The organism is Bacillus sp. FJAT-44742, from assembly GCF_002797315.1.
Lineage (GTDB): Bacteria > Bacillota > Bacilli > Bacillales > Marinococcaceae > Thalassorhabdus > Thalassorhabdus alkalitolerans.
Genome location: NZ_KZ454936.1, coordinates 1,246,831 through 1,263,895 on the forward strand (window position 1 = coordinate 1,246,831; position 17,065 = coordinate 1,263,895).

The 17,065-nt window shown below is 39.8% G+C and carries 18 protein-coding genes; 16 read left to right on the plus strand and 2 right to left on the minus strand.

Features of this window, described 5'->3' with window-relative positions:
• Positions 1–77: 77 nt before the first annotated feature.
• The 3 genes from xylB to CEF17_RS20570 all read left to right on the plus strand — a co-directional run bounded on the left by xylB (position 78) and on the right by CEF17_RS20570 (position 4,009).
• Positions 78–1,577, plus strand: a complete 1,500-nt coding sequence (xylB, locus tag CEF17_RS06260) for a xylulokinase (RefSeq protein ID WP_100398772.1) — start codon at positions 78–80, stop codon at positions 1,575–1,577.
• Positions 1,578–1,779: 202 nt separating this feature from the next.
• On the plus strand, positions 1,780–2,688 hold the full coding sequence (locus CEF17_RS06265) for a PucR family transcriptional regulator (RefSeq protein ID WP_100398773.1): 909 nt from the start codon (positions 1,780–1,782) through the stop codon (positions 2,686–2,688).
• A 337-nt stretch (positions 2,689–3,025) separates the two neighbouring features.
• Positions 3,026–4,009: a hypothetical protein gene (locus CEF17_RS20570; RefSeq protein ID WP_232725427.1), complete on the plus strand. Its 984-nt coding sequence runs from the start codon at positions 3,026–3,028 to the stop codon at positions 4,007–4,009.
• A 357-nt stretch (positions 4,010–4,366) separates the two neighbouring features.
• On the opposite strand, the gene CEF17_RS06275 is transcribed toward CEF17_RS20570, so the two are convergent.
• Positions 4,367–5,119 carry a sulfite exporter TauE/SafE family protein gene (locus tag CEF17_RS06275; RefSeq protein ID WP_100398774.1) on the minus strand — a complete coding sequence of 251 codons (753 nt, stop codon included), beginning with the start codon at positions 5,117–5,119 and terminating at the stop codon, positions 4,367–4,369.
• Positions 5,120–5,437: 318 nt separating this feature from the next.
• Positions 5,438–5,920 (minus strand): PaaI family thioesterase, encoded by a 483-nt coding sequence (locus CEF17_RS06280; protein ID WP_100398775.1) that lies wholly within the window; start codon positions 5,918–5,920, stop codon positions 5,438–5,440.
• Positions 5,921–6,217: 297 nt separating this feature from the next.
• On the opposite strand from CEF17_RS06280, the gene CEF17_RS20835 reads away from it, so the two are divergent.
• The 13 genes from CEF17_RS20835 to CEF17_RS06330 all read left to right on the plus strand — a co-directional run bounded on the left by CEF17_RS20835 (position 6,218) and on the right by CEF17_RS06330 (position 17,054).
• The gene (locus CEF17_RS20835) at positions 6,218–6,598 is read left to right on the plus strand and encodes an NAD(P)/FAD-dependent oxidoreductase (protein ID WP_269799472.1); all 381 of its coding nucleotides are present in this window, start codon (positions 6,218–6,220) and stop codon (positions 6,596–6,598) included.
• A complete protein-coding gene (locus CEF17_RS20840) occupies positions 6,595–7,098 on the plus strand; it encodes an NAD(P)/FAD-dependent oxidoreductase (RefSeq protein ID WP_269799473.1) in 504 nt (167 codons plus the stop codon). Before CEF17_RS20835 ends, CEF17_RS20840 begins: the two co-directional genes overlap by 4 nt.
• A gap of 377 nt (positions 7,099–7,475) precedes the next feature.
• Entirely contained in the window at positions 7,476–8,549 is a 1,074-nt protein-coding gene (locus CEF17_RS06290) for a restriction endonuclease (RefSeq protein ID WP_198508901.1), read from the plus strand.
• Positions 8,550–8,611: 62 nt separating this feature from the next.
• Positions 8,612–10,009 (plus strand): MBL fold metallo-hydrolase, encoded by a 1,398-nt coding sequence (locus CEF17_RS06295; RefSeq protein ID WP_232725428.1) that lies wholly within the window; start codon positions 8,612–8,614, stop codon positions 10,007–10,009.
• A gap of 2 nt (positions 10,010–10,011) precedes the next feature.
• Positions 10,012–10,281: a DUF3006 domain-containing protein gene (locus tag CEF17_RS06300; protein WP_100398777.1), complete on the plus strand. Its 270-nt coding sequence runs from the start codon at positions 10,012–10,014 to the stop codon at positions 10,279–10,281.
• Between the two features lie 172 nt (positions 10,282–10,453).
• On the plus strand, positions 10,454–11,548 hold the full coding sequence (locus CEF17_RS06305; protein WP_100398778.1) for a hypothetical protein: 1,095 nt from the start codon (positions 10,454–10,456) through the stop codon (positions 11,546–11,548).
• Between the two features lie 2 nt (positions 11,549–11,550).
• Positions 11,551–11,694, plus strand: a complete 144-nt coding sequence (locus tag CEF17_RS20330; RefSeq protein WP_198153442.1) for a hypothetical protein — start codon at positions 11,551–11,553, stop codon at positions 11,692–11,694.
• 534 nt (positions 11,695–12,228) lie between these two features.
• Positions 12,229–12,405 carry a hypothetical protein gene (locus CEF17_RS19880; RefSeq protein ID WP_157842949.1) on the plus strand — a complete coding sequence of 59 codons (177 nt, stop codon included), beginning with the start codon at positions 12,229–12,231 and terminating at the stop codon, positions 12,403–12,405.
• A gap of 244 nt (positions 12,406–12,649) precedes the next feature.
• Entirely contained in the window at positions 12,650–13,087 is a 438-nt protein-coding gene (locus tag CEF17_RS06310) for an acyl-CoA thioesterase (RefSeq protein ID WP_232725429.1), read from the plus strand.
• A gap of 14 nt (positions 13,088–13,101) precedes the next feature.
• Positions 13,102–13,554: a hypothetical protein gene (locus CEF17_RS06315; RefSeq protein ID WP_100398780.1), complete on the plus strand. Its 453-nt coding sequence runs from the start codon at positions 13,102–13,104 to the stop codon at positions 13,552–13,554.
• 13 nt (positions 13,555–13,567) lie between these two features.
• Complete coding sequence (locus CEF17_RS06320) at positions 13,568–15,124, plus strand: acyl-CoA carboxylase subunit beta (protein WP_232725430.1); 1,557 nt, start codon at positions 13,568–13,570, stop codon at positions 15,122–15,124.
• A gap of 20 nt (positions 15,125–15,144) precedes the next feature.
• Positions 15,145–16,809 (plus strand): class I adenylate-forming enzyme family protein, encoded by a 1,665-nt coding sequence (locus CEF17_RS06325; protein ID WP_100398781.1) that lies wholly within the window; start codon positions 15,145–15,147, stop codon positions 16,807–16,809.
• Complete coding sequence (locus CEF17_RS06330; RefSeq protein ID WP_054635891.1) at positions 16,809–17,054, plus strand: hypothetical protein; 246 nt, start codon at positions 16,809–16,811, stop codon at positions 17,052–17,054. Before CEF17_RS06325 ends, CEF17_RS06330 begins: the two co-directional genes overlap by 1 nt.
• Positions 17,055–17,065: the final 11 nt, after the last annotated feature.

Here is a 17,065-nt window from a genome sequence, read left to right on the forward strand (position 1 = left end):
CAAGAAGCAGCTCCTTTTTTATAGAGGGAATTTTACCTAGAGGTCTAAAATTCAATCAAAATGTAGGAGTGGAATGGATGGAATATGTAATTGGCATAGATCTAGGAACAAGTAGTGTAAAAGCTTTACTTGTAGATAAAAAAGGTAATGTAGCAGGTGAAACAACAGCCACGTATCCCATTTTTCATGACCATGATAGGTATAGCGAACAAGCTCCAGACGATTGGGTTAAGGAAACAAAAAATGTATTACGTGAACTTATTAACAAATATGATTTAAATAAAGACGATATCAAGGGATTAAGCTTTTCTGGACAAATGCACGGTTTAATTTTATTAAATGAAGAAAACAATCCATTAAGACGAGCTATTTTATGGAATGACACAAGAACAAATGAAGAGACAAAAGACATAGAAGAGGTCATCGGCCAAAATCGATTATGGAACATCACAAAAAATAACCCATTGGAAGGCTTCACTTTACCTAAGTTATTGTGGGTGAAAAAGAATGAACCATTGATATATAAACAGGCTACAACCTTTTTACTGCCCAAAGATTATGTTCGTTATCGTCTCACTGGAAGAATGGGAATAGATCTATCAGATGCAGCAGGCACTCTTATGCTCGATTTAAACAAAAATGAATGGAGTACTGAGATCCTGGAAGAGCTGGGGATTCCCCACCATTTATGTCCGCCTGTTTTTCCATCAGATACTTACTGCGGCGGACTTCTTGAGGGTGTTGCAGAAGAAATCGGTCTTTCAAAAGATACAAAGGTATTTGCAGGAGGGGCAGATAATGCATGTGGGGCTGTAGGAGCTGGGATATTATCTAAAGGGAAAACAATGTGTTCTATTGGAACCTCAGGCGTGCTTTTAACTTATGCAGGGGAGGAGAAGACGCATTTTAATGGAGATCTTCATTTTTTCAATCACGCCCCAGACGGTAAGTATTATGCTATGGGTGTAACTCTTGCTGCTGGTTACAGTTTGCAATGGTTTAAAGAGGTATTTTTAAAAGAACAGGATTTTAGTGAATGCATTGCTGCTACTGCATCTTTACCAGTCGGTTCGAGAGGTCTCCTTTTTACTCCTTATCTAGTTGGTGAAAGAACTCCGCATATAGATCCTTTTGTCCGGGGCTCTTTTATTGGAATGGATTCTTCTCATAGGAAAGAAGAGTTTTTGAAAGCAATCATGGAAGGAATAACTTTTTCTTTAAAAGAATCGCTAGATATTATTCAAGAAAATGGAATGGAAATAGACACTGTGATAGCTATTGGAGGCGGTGCTAAGTCGGAAGTATGGCTGCAAATGCAGGCTGACATTTTTGGGAAAAAGGTAGTAAGTCTTACAAATGAACAAGGCCCGGCAATGGGGGCTGCTATCATTGCGGCTACAGGTTGTCAGTGGTTTAGTTCTCTTCACGAAGCCGCCCAAAATTGGGTGAAGGAAGGAACAATAGTGACTCCCCAACCATCGAATGTTAAAGAGTATGAAAAGCTTTATCCACTTTACAAGAAAGTCTACCACCATACCAAAGGAATAACAAAAGAGCTAGCAGAATTTCGCGTATAAACAAAATATTAATTTAGACCGGGTAGATACTTGTCCCATATTCACCTTCCATATATTATTTTCTCAAGAATTGATTAGTGGAGAAATAGTAATGCTTTAAGAGAATAAGGGGAAACTTTCAATTAAGTACAAAAGAGGAAATGGTGTCTTCTGTTTAATATCAAGAGGTAGCAATTTAAGTTTATTTCAGAGGAGTATTCTTATGATTGAACAAATAAAGGAGTTGTTTCCAAAGGCTAGGTACCTTGAAGAGGTAGACGAATTAGCACTCCAGTCTTTTCTTTTTTACAAATCAAAAGAGGGTAAATACATTGCTCTTCCTAAAGAAGGTGTGACTGAAAGAGAAAAACATCTCTTATCTTTGTTTTTAACAAAGGTAGACTACTCATTCACACTCTATACTACAGAGGAGAAAGAGTGGTCAAATCATTTGTTTCATGGTCATCCTCTTAAGGATAAATATAAAAAACAACCTTCCTTTCAAATGATCCACCTTAAGGGTGATCATCTACAAAGTGAGTACTCTGGTCTAAAAGAAGCTTTAACATATTACTTTGGTACAGAGGTTATATTAGTATTTGAAAAACCAGACTACGCGGTAGTCATTTTGTCAAATACAAAGGACCAAGAAGAGATGCTAGAAGAAGATCAACTTTCAGAGATGATTATGGGAGATTTCCTAGTTAATATTTCCATATTTTTTGGAAGGTCCATTTGCATTTACGATGACGCAATAAAATGGTTTAAACTGGAAAAAGAATTATTTTATAATGCTTACAAGCTTTGTCCAAAGAAAACCTTTCAAGCTTATGAGAGTATTCCTTATGTCATGGTTGAGAATGATAATGATGATATGTTTTCAAAGCGATCATTGATTTCTTATGTTTTTGCTGAGCTAGAGAGAGAAGAGGATCTTTTTTCTACGCTAAAAATCTATATAGCATCTAACTTCAATGCTAGTTTAGCGGCGAAACGTCTTCACCTTCATCGAAATACACTTCAATATAGACTTGATAAATTTATTGATGTCACTGGAATGGATATAAAAAAATTTTCCATAGCAGCTGGTGTATATTTTACCTTGATGATAAAAGAATCATTAAAAAACTAATTTATGATACCTAAAGCGGATAGATATCTACCAAATGATTAACGGTGCCACAGAATTAAGGAGTGTACAAGAAGCATTGAATAATTTCTTTGAAGTAAGGGATTTAACAGGAAAGAAGAGCTAAAAAAGAAAAGCAGAAGCTAGTAATTTTTTTTCTGACTGAGCATATATTTTGTTTGAATCATAAAGAATTCGAGGGGGAGAGAAGAACTAAAAAGATAAAAATATGAAAAGGGTAAAACGATTGCTAAGGGGTGTTTTCTTAAAACATCCCTTTTTTTATAGATTTTTATCTGCTTAGCAGGATAGTCACATTCTTTGTAGAGGGGGAGAAAAAATGGGGAGCGTAGCAGCGGGATTGCTGTTCTTTCTCGCTTTAGTCACCTTGTTTGGCAGCGGTGTGTGGCTTATCATTCATTTGATAAAAAGAAAACAAGTAAAAAAACCGCTAATAGTCATAGGCAGTTGTATAGCGGTAATGTTTCTTTCATTACTCATACCCCAATCGGAAGAGGAGAGAAATATAGAGATAGAAGAGAAAATGGTCACCTACAGTGAGCTCCGGGAATTAATCAGAGAGGCAGAGGCAGACTTATTAGAAGTGGAGGAAAAGACTGCGGAAGCGGAAGAGAAGCTGAAAGCCGAAGAGGGAAAAATAACAGCAAAAGAGGAAGAAGTCAAAGAGGTGATGGATCTTATTGACCAAAAAAGCGTCATTAAAGAAGAACTGCAAGAGATAAAAGGTAAGCTGGAAACAAAAAAAGCAGGATTTGAAGAAGAATTAAACAATGAAGTAAATGAACTTGTTGAAATTTATAACGAGAAGAAAAAAGAGATAAAATCTGATATAAATACCTTGGAAGAGGAGCTGGAAAAAAAGGAAGCACAAGTTCAGAAAGAAATGACTTCTTATGAGGAAGAAGGAGCTGCAAAAAAAGAAGAAATGGAGGAAGAACTGACATCGCTAACTAGTAAAATATATTCTAATAAGAAGAAAAAAGAGAAAATTGAAGCAGAAATCGATGAGAAAAAAGAGGAACTGGAAGCAATAGGTACTGTAATAAAAGAAAAAAGTGAAGAACCTGTTGTCCTTCCTGCGGGCATGTTTGTGGTGGGCCACGATCTCCCGGAAGGCCGTTACAAGGCCGTGCCTGAAGGCCAGGGTAGTAACCTATTTGTAAATGATAATGATGGAAGATCCACAGTAAATACTATTTTAAGTAACCGGAGTGACCATGGGGTAAATGAATATGTATTCTTCGTAACAGATGGATTTGTTATTGAATCAAGAGCTCCCGTAAAGCTTATTCCTATTGAGTAGGGGTAGAAGTAGAAGAACAATAGTTACTGAGCCATTTTAAGGCTCATTTTTTTGTCTAAAAGGTAAAGGAAGAAATTATACCAAGGATGTGAGAGACCAATTATAAAAAGGAATGATTGCATAAATGTTAAAAAACAAGAAGGGTTAAGTATTTAACTGAATGGTTGATGTTGGTTATTTTTTATTATTGTGTCACAGGAAGGTCAATGGGTTGAGCCTTGATTCTTTGTGAAAGCGTTAAAGATAATGATTCATAATTAAGATAAGGCATTACTATAAAACATGGAAAGGTGTAAGAACCTATACTAGAAAGATAAAGAAGGTCCGTTGCTAAGAACAAAGCAGTGGACCTTCTTTTTATGAACCTACTAGAAGACGGATGCCTCCTATAAAGGCTAAGGCTAGAATTATATACTCAAAAATACGTTGAGGAATTTTCTTTAACGTGGTAATTCCAATTAGTGTTCCTAGTAATACAGCTGGTATCATCCAGGCGTTTAAGGTCAGTGTATGCATAGTGATTAAGTCAATTGAAACATACAAGGGGACTTTGATTAGATTGACCGTAAGGAAAAACCAAGCGCCAGTACCTATGAATTCTTTCTTTTGGAGCCCAATGGATAGTAAAAATAAAGCCATGATAGGCCCGGCCGCATTTCCAGCCATCGTAGTAAAACCGGCAAGCGTTCCGAAGAAGGCTGTAAACCACACAGAGTCAGGAAGATTTTTCATCCACTGAGCACCTAGGCGGTCGTTAATTAGTTGAAGAATAGCCATTGCCACCACAATGCTTCCTAAAGTAACTTCAATAGGGCGGCTGACATCTACAAAAAACAGAAAAATAAACCCTGCAGCTAACCCCCCTAATACCCATGGGACAAGACGAAAAAGCAATTTCCAATTAGCACTTCTCCGGTAATATGCTACTGCAATAATATCTGCCGTGATAAGCATAGGGAGAACGATACCAATGGAATCCCTTGCAGGGAAAACGGTAGCCATCACAGCTACGACAAATATGCCAAGGGTGGGGAGACCGGTTTTTGAAATGCCTATTAAGATAGCGCACCCAATAACAATTAAAAGCTCTATTGTATGTAACCCTGCCAAAACGATTCCTCCACTTTTGATAGATATATTTTATTATGAGAATAGTAGTTAGCTAGTTAGTTTACTAAATAAGGAAGAATGACATCGTACTATTATAGAATCGATTTCCTTTTCTGATCGTAACACGTGTTAACGTATTCGTCTGTTATCAAGGGAAGGGACTGCTGGCTTAGAGCGAAAGCTTCCTCTTGCTGGTTTGTATGAGAGCCATCCAAGAACGGCTGGGGAAAAGTGTAAAAGGAACTGAAAAACAAACAACTCCACACATACGAAAACCTACTATGAAGAGGAATGATCCGTCTCTTCATAGCAGGGCGGCTATTGTTGTGTTGAAAATGTGCCAGGCATCACGACAGCTACAACTTCTCCTGTCGCACATAGAACATCATTTGCAAAGACTTCAGTATGAACCTTCCACTTTTTTGGATGGATTTCTTCAATTGTTCCAATGGCTTTAAGTGGTGTATCTTTTGGCGTTGGCTTGAGAAAATCCACGTGTAATGATCCAGTTACAAAGCGGGGAGGTTCAGTGCCATCGCCAATATGATTTCCGTTTTTGTGATGCAGGGCTAATGAAGCGGTACCTGTCCCGTGACAATCAATTAAGGACGCAATCACACCGCCATAGACAAACCCTGGAATTGCCGTGTGCTCTTCAGATGGTGTATAAATGGTCACTGTCTGGTCACCATGCCAGCCTGTACGGAAGTGGTGGCCTTTTTCATTTAAGCGTCCACAGCCATAACACCAGGCAATCTCTTCTGGGTAAATATCCTGAATAGCTTTATCTACCGTTTCCATAAATAGCCCCCCATCAAAGATATGATCCCTACTAATGGTTCGCCAAAGTGCCACATTTTCCTGTGTCAAATTAATGATTATGAATCTAGCTTAAGAATTACAAAAGAGATTACTCATTATTAAATATAGTAGAAAATCGGGTGAAAGCCCATTGTCGTTAAGCACCTTTATTTGTTGCGTGCTCTTTTGATTTGTGAATATCTTTTATAATGACGTAAAGAGAATACAACATAAAACTTAATTGACGGTACTTGAAAATTAAAGATATTATGGGTTTTATTGTCATAATCAATTGATATTGATGTCGAGTTTTCAAGACGGGATACCCTTTATTTTGCAAGCTATTCTGAAGATGTAAAGCGGCTGGAAAAAGGATATGAATTATTGAAAAAGCACCAGTTTGAGCTGGGATTTCTGACAGAAACAGATATTGGGAGGAAATATCCGTTTACAAAACACGCTGCATTGTACACCTATAATGACGCAGAAATTAATCCATATAAATTCACTCATGGATTGTTGGATTATGCCGCCAAAAAGGGTGTCCGCATTTTTGAGAATACTGAACTGAATGGGCACACGTATGATGAGAAAAACGACAGAGTGACTGTCTCACCAAAAACGGAAAACTCATCCATGCGAAGAGGGTTATTTATGCAGCGGGATATGAAGGCATAGATATGAAAAAAGAGAAAATGGTCTCGTTTGTAAGTACATATACGATTACTACCAATCGTGTTGAGGACTTCTCATCCTGTCATAATCGTACATTGATTTGGGAGACAGCCCGGCCATATGTATTCATGCGAACCACAGCAGACAACCGGGTAATCATTGGCGGTCTTGATGAAAATACCGCCTACCCGGAGGTAAGGGACAGTAAGCTAATGAACAAAAAAGATTTGCTGGTCCAAGAATTCAACAAGCTGTTCCCTGATATTAAGATAAGGCCGGTTTATTATTCGGCCGCTTTTTATGGCGGCACAGTAGATGGCCTGCCCATCATCGGTATATATGACGAAGCACCAAACAGTTATTTTTTGTTTGGGTTCGGGGATAACGGAACTGTATACAGCCAGATCTTATCAAAAATTCTAACCGAGAACATTGTAACGGGAGCGAGTAAAGATCTGGACTTATATCTTCAGACCCGACCACTTTTAAAGAAGGAGAAATAATAATCGAAACGTAAAAACACAGAGACTCCAAGGGATCTTCTGTGTTTTTTCTTTATCGTCTTTTAACTCTAGATTTTTCCTGATGAAAATATAATTTACGTTGCGGCTTTCTGACGAGAGAAAAATGTTGTGACTGAACAAACCATAAAACTATTATTTTATTTTATAATAGAAACGTTCAATTTTATGAATACAACCATTTTTCCTTGTTTAATACCTGTTCCGAATGGCATGGTTAATAGTAGTGAGATAAAGGTTGATAAGTACATTTTAGCGAGGTGATTGACATGGTGCGTACACCCGGTTTTCGACCATACTGGGAGGTTAAAGCTCTACTTCATTTTCTTCAAAACAAGAGCATTGGACAATACAAATTAATGAATCAAACCATATGGAATTTAACCGGTACACCCCAGGAAACAGTGAATTGGCAGAATCCTGATGAATGGATTCCAGAGCGGTTAACAGGGGATGTTAAAGATATGGCTCAGCAAATACATAGTGAAACCGGAATAAATCCACGGTATGTTCTGGGGAGTAACAAACTCATGGCAAATTATTCACTGATTGAGGAAACAACAGAGGGTGTTTTTTCAATCACCGAAAGGGGAAAGATATTTGCTTCCTCTGAATCTAATGAAATGATAAAAAAAATTGATGAACAAGAAGGGTGCTTGTTTATTCTATATTTAACCTCAATTCATCCAGGGGGCACTAGAAAAACCTTTCTTCCAGAATGGAGAAAATATCTAAAAGAAAACTCAAACTATAAATCAGATTCAGTGGTTAAAAATTTCCTCGGCAGAAGACTGGCCAACCTTATGGCTCGAAGCCTTGTTTATAGAGATGGAATTTCTTATTACATAACAGAGGTAGGAAAGAAATATTTACAAGAAACATCCTCACAATTTGTTTCGAAAGAAATAAGTGAAGAACAAAACCTTACGCTACTTATTAATGAACATAATGAGAAACAAAAGCAGCAGTTAAAAGAACAACTTCATAATGTATCTCCGCAAAAATTCGAATATATCATTAGAGATTTACTAGAAGCAATGAATTACCAAGATCTTGAAGTTACCTCACTTACCAATGACAAGGGGGTGGATGTGATCGGTACAATTCAAAATGGTATCACTACTGTAAAAGAGGTAGTACAAGTAAAAAGGTTTAGAAACAACATCCAGAGACCGGTAATAGATCAGCTGAGAGGGAGCCTTCACCGTTTTCAAGCCTTTAGAGGGACGGTTATTACGTTATCCGACTTTTCAAGAGGGGCAAAGGAAGCCTCACTTGAAAGGGGAGCTGCGCCAATTACCTTGATAGATGGAAAGAAATTAATCGACTTAATATTCGAACATGAGACTTTAGTTGTTAAAAAAGATATATCTTATTACACACTGGATACAGATAGTTTACTAGAGAATGGTGAGGGAGAAGACCTTAGTTAGGTAGAATCTATGTATACTCCGTCCTCTTTAAGCTTTTAATAAAAAGGAAGGAGAACAGCCAGATGAAAATTAAACAATTACTTTATGTGGGTGCGTTTTCTATTATGGTTACAGCTGGGTGCGGGCAAGGCACAATAGATGATCAACCAGCCGAAGAGACTACGAGTGAAGAAACAGGGAAAGAGAGCCCAGGAAATGAGCAAGAAGAAAACGAAAAGGAAAAAGAAGAAATCCCGGAAGAGGGGACGGAAGACCCGGTTCATGAAGGAGATCAACACGAAGAAACAGAACGAGAAACGAAAGAGGTGAATGGGAATTCATCAGGTGCTTCCGAAGATTTTAAGGAATTAGAAGAGCTGGCCATACACTTTATTGATGCAGGGCAAGCAGATGCGACACTTTTTGAATACAGCCATGAAGGGGAAGAATACAACCTTCTTTTTGATGCTGGGAACTGGAACCAAAATAACGTAGTACATTATTTACATACACACGATATTGAAACCCTTGATGTTATGATGCTAAGTCATCCCCACGCTGATCACATTGGCCAGGCTGACACTATTATTGAAGAGTTTGAAGTAGACGAAGTATGGATGTCTGGAGATACCCATGATTCACAAACATTTGAACGGGTCATGGATGCAGTTGATGACAGTGACGTTTCTTATGAGGAACCAAGAGCTGGTAAAATTTATGATATAGGTCCGCTGACACTGGAAATGGTGAATCCAGACAGTATTAATGGAGACCTTCACCACGGATCTTTATCTGCTCGCTTTCTTTATGGTGATTCCTTTTCACTGCTAATGACAGGAGATGCAGAGAAAGAAGCAGAAAAGGCGATGATTGAGCGGGGCCATGAATTAGAGGCTGACATTCTTCAATTAGGTCATCACGGTTCCGATACTTCAACCACTGCCCCTTTTTTAGATGAAGTAAGCCCCGAGACTGCTATTTATTCGGCAGGAGAAGATAACCAATACGGACACCCACATGATTCCGTCATTCAACGCTTAGAGGATAGAAATGTAGAAATTTACGGGACAGATATCGATAGTACGATCATTGTAACAACTGATGGAGAAAGCTATGATATAGCTGCCAACCAGGATGGAACCATATCGCCATCATCAACATCTGACAGTGATACAAGCGATGATGACAGAGGTGAATCCAGCCTTACAGAAGAATCTTCGAATGATACCCTTTCCCAAACAGAAGAGGAAGTGGAAGATCAATCTGTTCAAGAAGAAACAGATATAAATGGATGTATTGATATAAACTCAGCGTCTTTTGAAGAGCTGCAGGAGATTCATCAAATCGGTCCGGATCGGGCAGAGGAAGTGGAGAGCCACCGACCGTTTAGTTCTGTAGAAGAGATGACCAGGATAAGCGGGATTGGTTCTGCAAGAATCGATGAAATTAAGGCGGAAGGGCTGGCCTGCGTAGGAGGGTAAGGATGGAGACAAAAGGAGTACTCGATCGAATTGTAGATGATAAGTATGCTGTTATTTTAGCAGAAGACATAGGAAAAGAGTATGTGATCAATAAAGAAGAGCTGCCACAAGGCAGTTCGACTGGCGACTGGTTTGTTTTGACGATAGAAAAAGAGAAGGTAACCAAACTCTCTTTAGACAGAGAGCACGCTCAACAGATGAGTGAACGCATCCGAAATAAGATGGAAAAGGTGCGTGCGAAGGGGAAAGGAAGTAAGTTTAAGAGAAAGTAGTAAGAGCAGGAATGAGTGATGTGATTGTACCCTACTTGTTAGACACCATCTAGCGGGTGGGGATTTTTTAATAGGATCACCGTAATTTCAACGGGAAATACAGAACACCCATTCTCATTCTTTCCCATTATCATGTATAATAGAAAAAAGTGGAAGATGAAAGGAGGCTGTGATGAATCCGAAGCTTAAATATAAACTAAGCATCCTGTCTAATGAATTAAATGAGCTAGTAAATGCACTTTATGAATCATCCAAGCAGCAACAAACAGTCTCCGCCAAACTTCTCTTGTTCAATTCTCTTCGTTACTTATGGAGAAGAGTAGATGACTTCCTCTCCCTTAGAGGATTAGCCGGGGTTCTGGTAATCGTTGTGCCTGGGTGGCTTGCTGCGGCTGCTACGAATGCCTTTCAGCCCATAATTGAGCTTCCCCTAAGTTCTATGCTCGTCCTGATCATCATAGCCATAGTATTGGCAGGAGCTCTTTTGAGAAACCTTGTTTTACATGAAATGAGCAGTGTAGACAGTGACATGTTCCACCTTGAAGTATATGAGAAAAGAAAGAAAAAGGAATATAGTTCCCTTATTCCTATGGCAAGAGAAAAAGATTTCCTTTATATCTTGAAAGAACAATTAGAGCAGGAATTAGAACAGGATATCGAAAAGCTGAGAGAAGAAATAAGGAAGAAGAATGAGTGGATTGAAGAAAAAAATGAATCAATAAAAGTAAAAGATGAAGCCATCGAAACACTGCTTATTGAACTCGATCACTCTGAAAACTCAGCTGTTTTCTTTAAAGAAAAAGCAGATTTTATGATTGATATATTGTACCAGTTAAAAGGGAAGTTAAATTTATTAGTCAATGATCAGTTTAACCTCGATCATATTAACTTTGGTTCTAGTTATACTATTTATAGAATAGAAGACGCTGGACTTTTCTTTGTAGGCGGCTATGGAATCAATATTGCAGAGGTGGATCGTTTTATCCCGATAAATGATGGGAATAACAAATACATACGATCTACCACCAGGAGCCAATCAAACCCCTATATTCAAGAAGACTTTATTTCCTGGACACGAACGCTGCAGGATGGATCGCAATGGGTGCTTTCCTTGCACCTTGATCGTTCAAACCGGGACAAGTTGAACATTAAGGATGAAACTGGTAAACTAAATGTAACGATTATCCAGGAGATCCTATGGATTTGCTGCGAGCTATTAAACAAGTTCTCAGAAAATAGCCAAGCCCCTAAGAAAGGAGAGGAGTAAAGATGGGAGAAGCGCTAAAAGAAAAGCCTTATTCTAAACAACTCTCCGACAAATATATGAAAAAACGCAAGCTTGAAAATAAAAGAGCACGAGAGAAAGCACTTAAAGCATTGAAAAATAATGAGTTAAAAAAGACAGGAAACTAGAAAAAAGACGAACCCCGGTGGTTTCGTCTTTTTTTATATGGGTGTATGTAGGATGTTAGTCTCCGGATTCCGACCTCGAAAACTCGTTACATAGAGCTTATTTTCCCAGCGCTTTATTCCCTTTTTCCCTTGCTTTTTCATTTCTTTCCTTCATTTGCTTAATCATTTCATCCATTTGTTTCGATGTTTCAGATTTACTCATCATTCCTGCCTCCTCAAAGATCGGTTTTTATCATCTTGACCGAATGCTTGTTGATTTATACAGAGAGAAGGTGGACGAGCTTTTAGTCTGTCGGTTATCTCTACATACTTGTCCCATTTTAGGCGGATATAATGCCAGGGAGTATGGACCTTGTAGAATAGTCATGTAAGATTATATAGGAAAAAGATGCTAATGTAAGTAAAATGGAGAAACCCATGATGGAGTGATGGGAGAAATAGTATGGTCTGCAGAATCCCCATCTAGAAGCAAGACGGTAACAAATATAATATTTGCCAGGGAGATATTTTTTTGAATAAACAAAAAAAGAAGATGTGAAACAGCAGTTAGGGAAAAATGCACAGGGATACACAGTCAGTGAACTTCATGCAAAAGGAAAGGACCTTCCGCTGTTAGTATCCCTCTCAGATAAGAAGGGGAGTGAACAGTTATTAGATGTGGCAACAGGGACAGGACACACTGTCAATGCCTTTGCCCCTTACGTTGCTTAACACCACTAAGTAAAGCAAGTGGCGTCTATTATATTTAAAATTTTCAGACTATTTATTGCATCTCTGAATTTTTGATGCTACCCTAATAATTAGACACCTCAACAGCCACGGCAGGACCTCCTCTGTAGAAGAACGATTTATTCATAAATTTAGTTGTAAGTGAAAATCCTTGTTACACCCTTTTTAAATACCTATGAGCAAAACATACTAACCGGTTAGTATGTTTTGGAAGGAGGAAGAACTCTTGTTATCAGATTATTATTTTTCACATCCCATACGAGTCCGTTATTCAGAAATTGACGGTCAAAAAATTGTTTTTAATGCCCATTATTCAACTTATATTGACGTTGCAGTAACCGAATATTTTCGTACAGTGATCAGCCCCGATTGGATGCAATTAGCAGAGGAAAATGTATTTGATCTGGTCGTTCGAAAAATGACGCTTGAATTTCTTTCTCCAGCAAAGCTTGATGACATGCTACAGGTTCATTGCCGGGTGAAAAAGATCGGTACTTCAAGCATGACCTTTGAATATGTCATCACTCGTGACGAAGAAGTCCTTGTTCAAGCTGAATCCATACAAGTTTGTTTTGATAGTACAGCCGGAAAGGCAAAAGCGATACCAAAAGAAGTAGTAGATAAAATAAGCTCGTTTGAAGGGACGGCCCTTTCAGTGAAATAAGAGGAGGAGTTTTGGTGTTATCTATTCATCGTCGTAAATGGGAAACGTTTGTGGGAATCCCCCAGAACCAGGCTGCCGACTTGTTTAAAGGAGTTCTTTCTCAAAACAAAATCCCTTATAAGGAGAAGAGACGGCCTCCTTTTTATATGTACGATTCTAAGCATGAAAGAATTTTACTTGAAACTGATGAAATGACCATTACCTTGATTTATGTTTCAGGAGACCCTCTGACTCGTTTCTTCTCGGGGATGGTAGGAAGTCGCAAGCATTTTGAGGGAATTACCTTTTTATCGGTTACCTACTCTGATAATAAAAGAGTTTTACGTCAACTCCTTACTGATTTACAGGAATTGTGTCAGACGTCTCCATGGATCATTACTAATCATCCCCGTTTTCAATTTGCCTACTTATTACAGGCAAAGAATCGATTGAAATGGAAAAGAATGTGTACCTGGGAAAGGGATTGAAAGGAGAGATATCATGAACGAAGAAGTGACCATGAACCAACTGATAGAGGAGTTGGAAGACAAAAGAAAACGAGCTCTGTTAATGGGGGGAGAAGAAAAAATTCATAGACACCATGAGTGTGGATTTTACACGGCTAGAGAAAGAATCGAAAAACTCCTGGATGCTGGCAGTTTCATAGAATTTGGTGCCTTAAGCCATTCCACGTTTCCTGGTGCAGAAGAAAAGAGTGCTGCCGATGGAATGGTATGCGGAGTTGGAAAAATTGAAGGACGGCCTGTAGTGGTGGAAGCGGTTGACAAGACTGTGTTTGCCGGCACAGAAGGGGAAGTTCATCTTCGTAAATCAGAGGCACTGCACGAGTATGCCCTTAAGCGGGGGTTTCCAGTTTTTAACCTGGGGGAAGGTGGGGGTCTCAGGATGCCTGATGGGATGGGATCCGATGGCATAAGTGATAAGCTATTTCCTCAAAACCTCCTGACCATTGGACGAAAGATCCCAATGATATCAAGCATCCTGGGTGATAGTTACGGGGGCCCGACCTGGCTTACCGTCTCCTCAGATTTTGCCACCCAAGTAAAAGGAACCTCCATGGCGGTTGCCGGACCCAGAATGCTGGAGATGGCAACAGGAGAGGAGATTTCTCCAGAGGAGTTAGGTGGATGGGAGGTTCATGCAAAGGTGACTGGACAAATTGATCATGTCTCAGAGTCAGAGGAAGAAGCAATTGAGGCCATGAAAGATTTCTTTCGCTATATGCCCCTTAACGCTGAACAAGAGCCGCCAAGAAAAGCAACAAAAGATGATGCTGATCGAAGGCTGGACGAGGTCTTTGACCTGGTCCCTACAAGGCGGACAAGAGCGTACGATATGAAAAAACTTATTAAGCTAATTATGGATGATGGTGAATTCTTTGAGTTAAAGCCATTATTTGGACAATCATTGCTAACAGGACTTGCTCACTTAAATGGGCAGGTCGTAGGGGTGATTGCCAATCAACCGATGAAATTTGCTGGTTCAAGCGGTCCGGAGGAATGTGATAAAGCAACGGATTTCATTTGTTTATGTGACTCGTTTCATATTCCCCTCGTTTTCTTACATGACATTCCAGGCTTCAGAGTGAGCAGCTCTGCTGAGAAAAAGAAGGTTCCAAGCAAGATTATGCAGTGGAATCAAGCCTTGGCCAGGTCAACTGTACCTAAACTATCAGTTATAATTCGAAAAAGCATCGGAGCAGCCTATGGCAATATGTGCGGACCGACGATGGGAGCAGACTTTGTTGTAGCCTGGCCGAGTGCAGAAATAAATTTTACCGGTCCGGAAGTGGGAGTCAATGTAGTTTATGGCAGAAAGCTGAAGGATGCAGAGGAACCGGATCGAGAAAGAGAAAAACTTCTTGCTGCCTGGGGATTTGACAGTTCACCGTATAAGGCGGCGGGCAAATTTCTCATCGATGATGTGATTGATCCTCGAGATACAAGAAAGTTTCTATGTCAAATGCTTGAATATGCTTGTGTAAATAAAGGTTCAAAAAGTAAACGATTGTTAGCTGATTGGCCGACAAGTTTCTAAATGATAGGGAGGATGGAAGGATGAAAAACGTGTGGATGCAAAACTGGCCGGAGGATGTACCGAAGGAATTAACCTACCGATTAGGAAAGAAACCCCTTCACGAATATGTAGAAGATCATGCTACCAATAGACCTGATGAGTCAGCCTACATTTATTACGGGAATGAAATAACCTGGAAGGATATAAACGACGCGAGCAATCAATTTGCAAATTTCTTACTGGAAAAAGGAGTTGAAACGGGAGACCGCATTGGATTATTTATGCAGAATTGTCCCCAGTACATTATTGCTCACTACGGGGCCCAAAAGCTCGGAGTGATTGTCTGTCCATTAAACCCGATGTATAAGGAAACCGAACTGGAGTATTTAATCAACGAGACGAGTATGCGGGTCATTGTAGCTGGTGATGAAATATACCCCCAAATCGAACATATTCGTGCTCACATTCCGTCCCTTGAAGTGGCTGTCACAACGAATTACCAGGACTTTATGGGAAAAGAGAGTCCGTACCCATTTCCTGCTGATTTTCAGTATGAAAAGAAGAGAGCAGCGTCAGGCGTGTTTGATTTGAAAGAAGAATTAGAGAAGTATCCAGCGGACTTCATGAAACGTTCTGTGAAAGTAGACGAAGACGTAGCTTTAATGGTCTTCACCTCCGGGACAACAGGTAGACCAAAAGGAGCGATGCTCACTTATGAAAACGCTTTATTTAAAACGGCCGCCGCAGTACTGGCAAACGGGGCACGATCTGATGATAGATGGCTTGCGGTGATGCCGTTATGTCATATTGCAGGCATGGTGATGGGAGTCAATATTCCAGTTTACTCGGGGACGCCATGTGTTCTGTTGACCAAATTTGAACCAGAGCCTGTGATAACGGCTATAGAGAAATATGAAATAAGTTTTTGGTATAGTGTGGCTCCGATGAACGCTGGACTTCTCCAATACCCGGGGCTAAAGGAAAGAAAGTTAAATACTCTTAGACGAAATCTGGCTACTAGCTTTGGTATGCCAGTCACTGAAGAGTTAGCTGACAAATGGAAGGACGTGACAGGCGGCTGCCAGATGTATGAAGCGGCCTATGGATTAAGTGAGACTCACACGTGTGACACCTTTATGCCAGCAGACAACATCAAGTTCGGCAGCTGCGGGATTCCTGTTTTTGATACCGAAATGAGGATTGTTAATCTCGAAACAGGAGAGGACCAGTCTGTTGGAGAGCAAGGGGAGATTGTCATTAAAAATCCTGGTGTATTCAAAGGGTATTGGAACCGCCCTGAAGCCACAAGAGAAACTCTCAGGAATGGGTGGGTCCACACGGGAGATATTGGATACTTCAGCGAAGATGGTTATCTCTTCTTTAGCGGCAGAGTAAAAGAAATGATTAAATGCTCCGGCTACAGTGTCTTTCCAGAGGATGTCGAGGAAATGTTAATGGAACATCCTGCGATTGCACAAGTTGCAGTGGTTGGTGTACCAGATTCTGTCCGCGGTGAAAGTGTTAAAGCATTTGTAATCTTGAATCCATCAGTCGAAAAGGTTTCTGAAGAAGAGATTATTAAGTGGTCTAAGGAGAAAATGGCAGCTTACAAATATCCCCGGTATGTAGAGTTTCGCGAACAGCTTCCAGCTACAAGCTCAGGAAAAGTGTTACGGAGACTCTTAAAAGAAGGTAGTGAAGCGTAATGGGAAACTGGTACCGTCTGCCAAAAGGGGAAGGGTGGTTCCTGGTTGGAATTTTCCTTTATGCCGGTGTCTTCTTTTTACCATGGAGTTATGATGTAATGATTCTTCATCTAACGCTTCAGGCATGGGGAGCGTATGCGTTGCATCTTATTGCTCCGGTTGTGGCGATTTATTTGATTATAAGGAGCAAGTCCAAAGAGGTGAACATCGACAGCGAGCGATCTAATCGCTCCTTCGATACTTAAGTATTTAATAG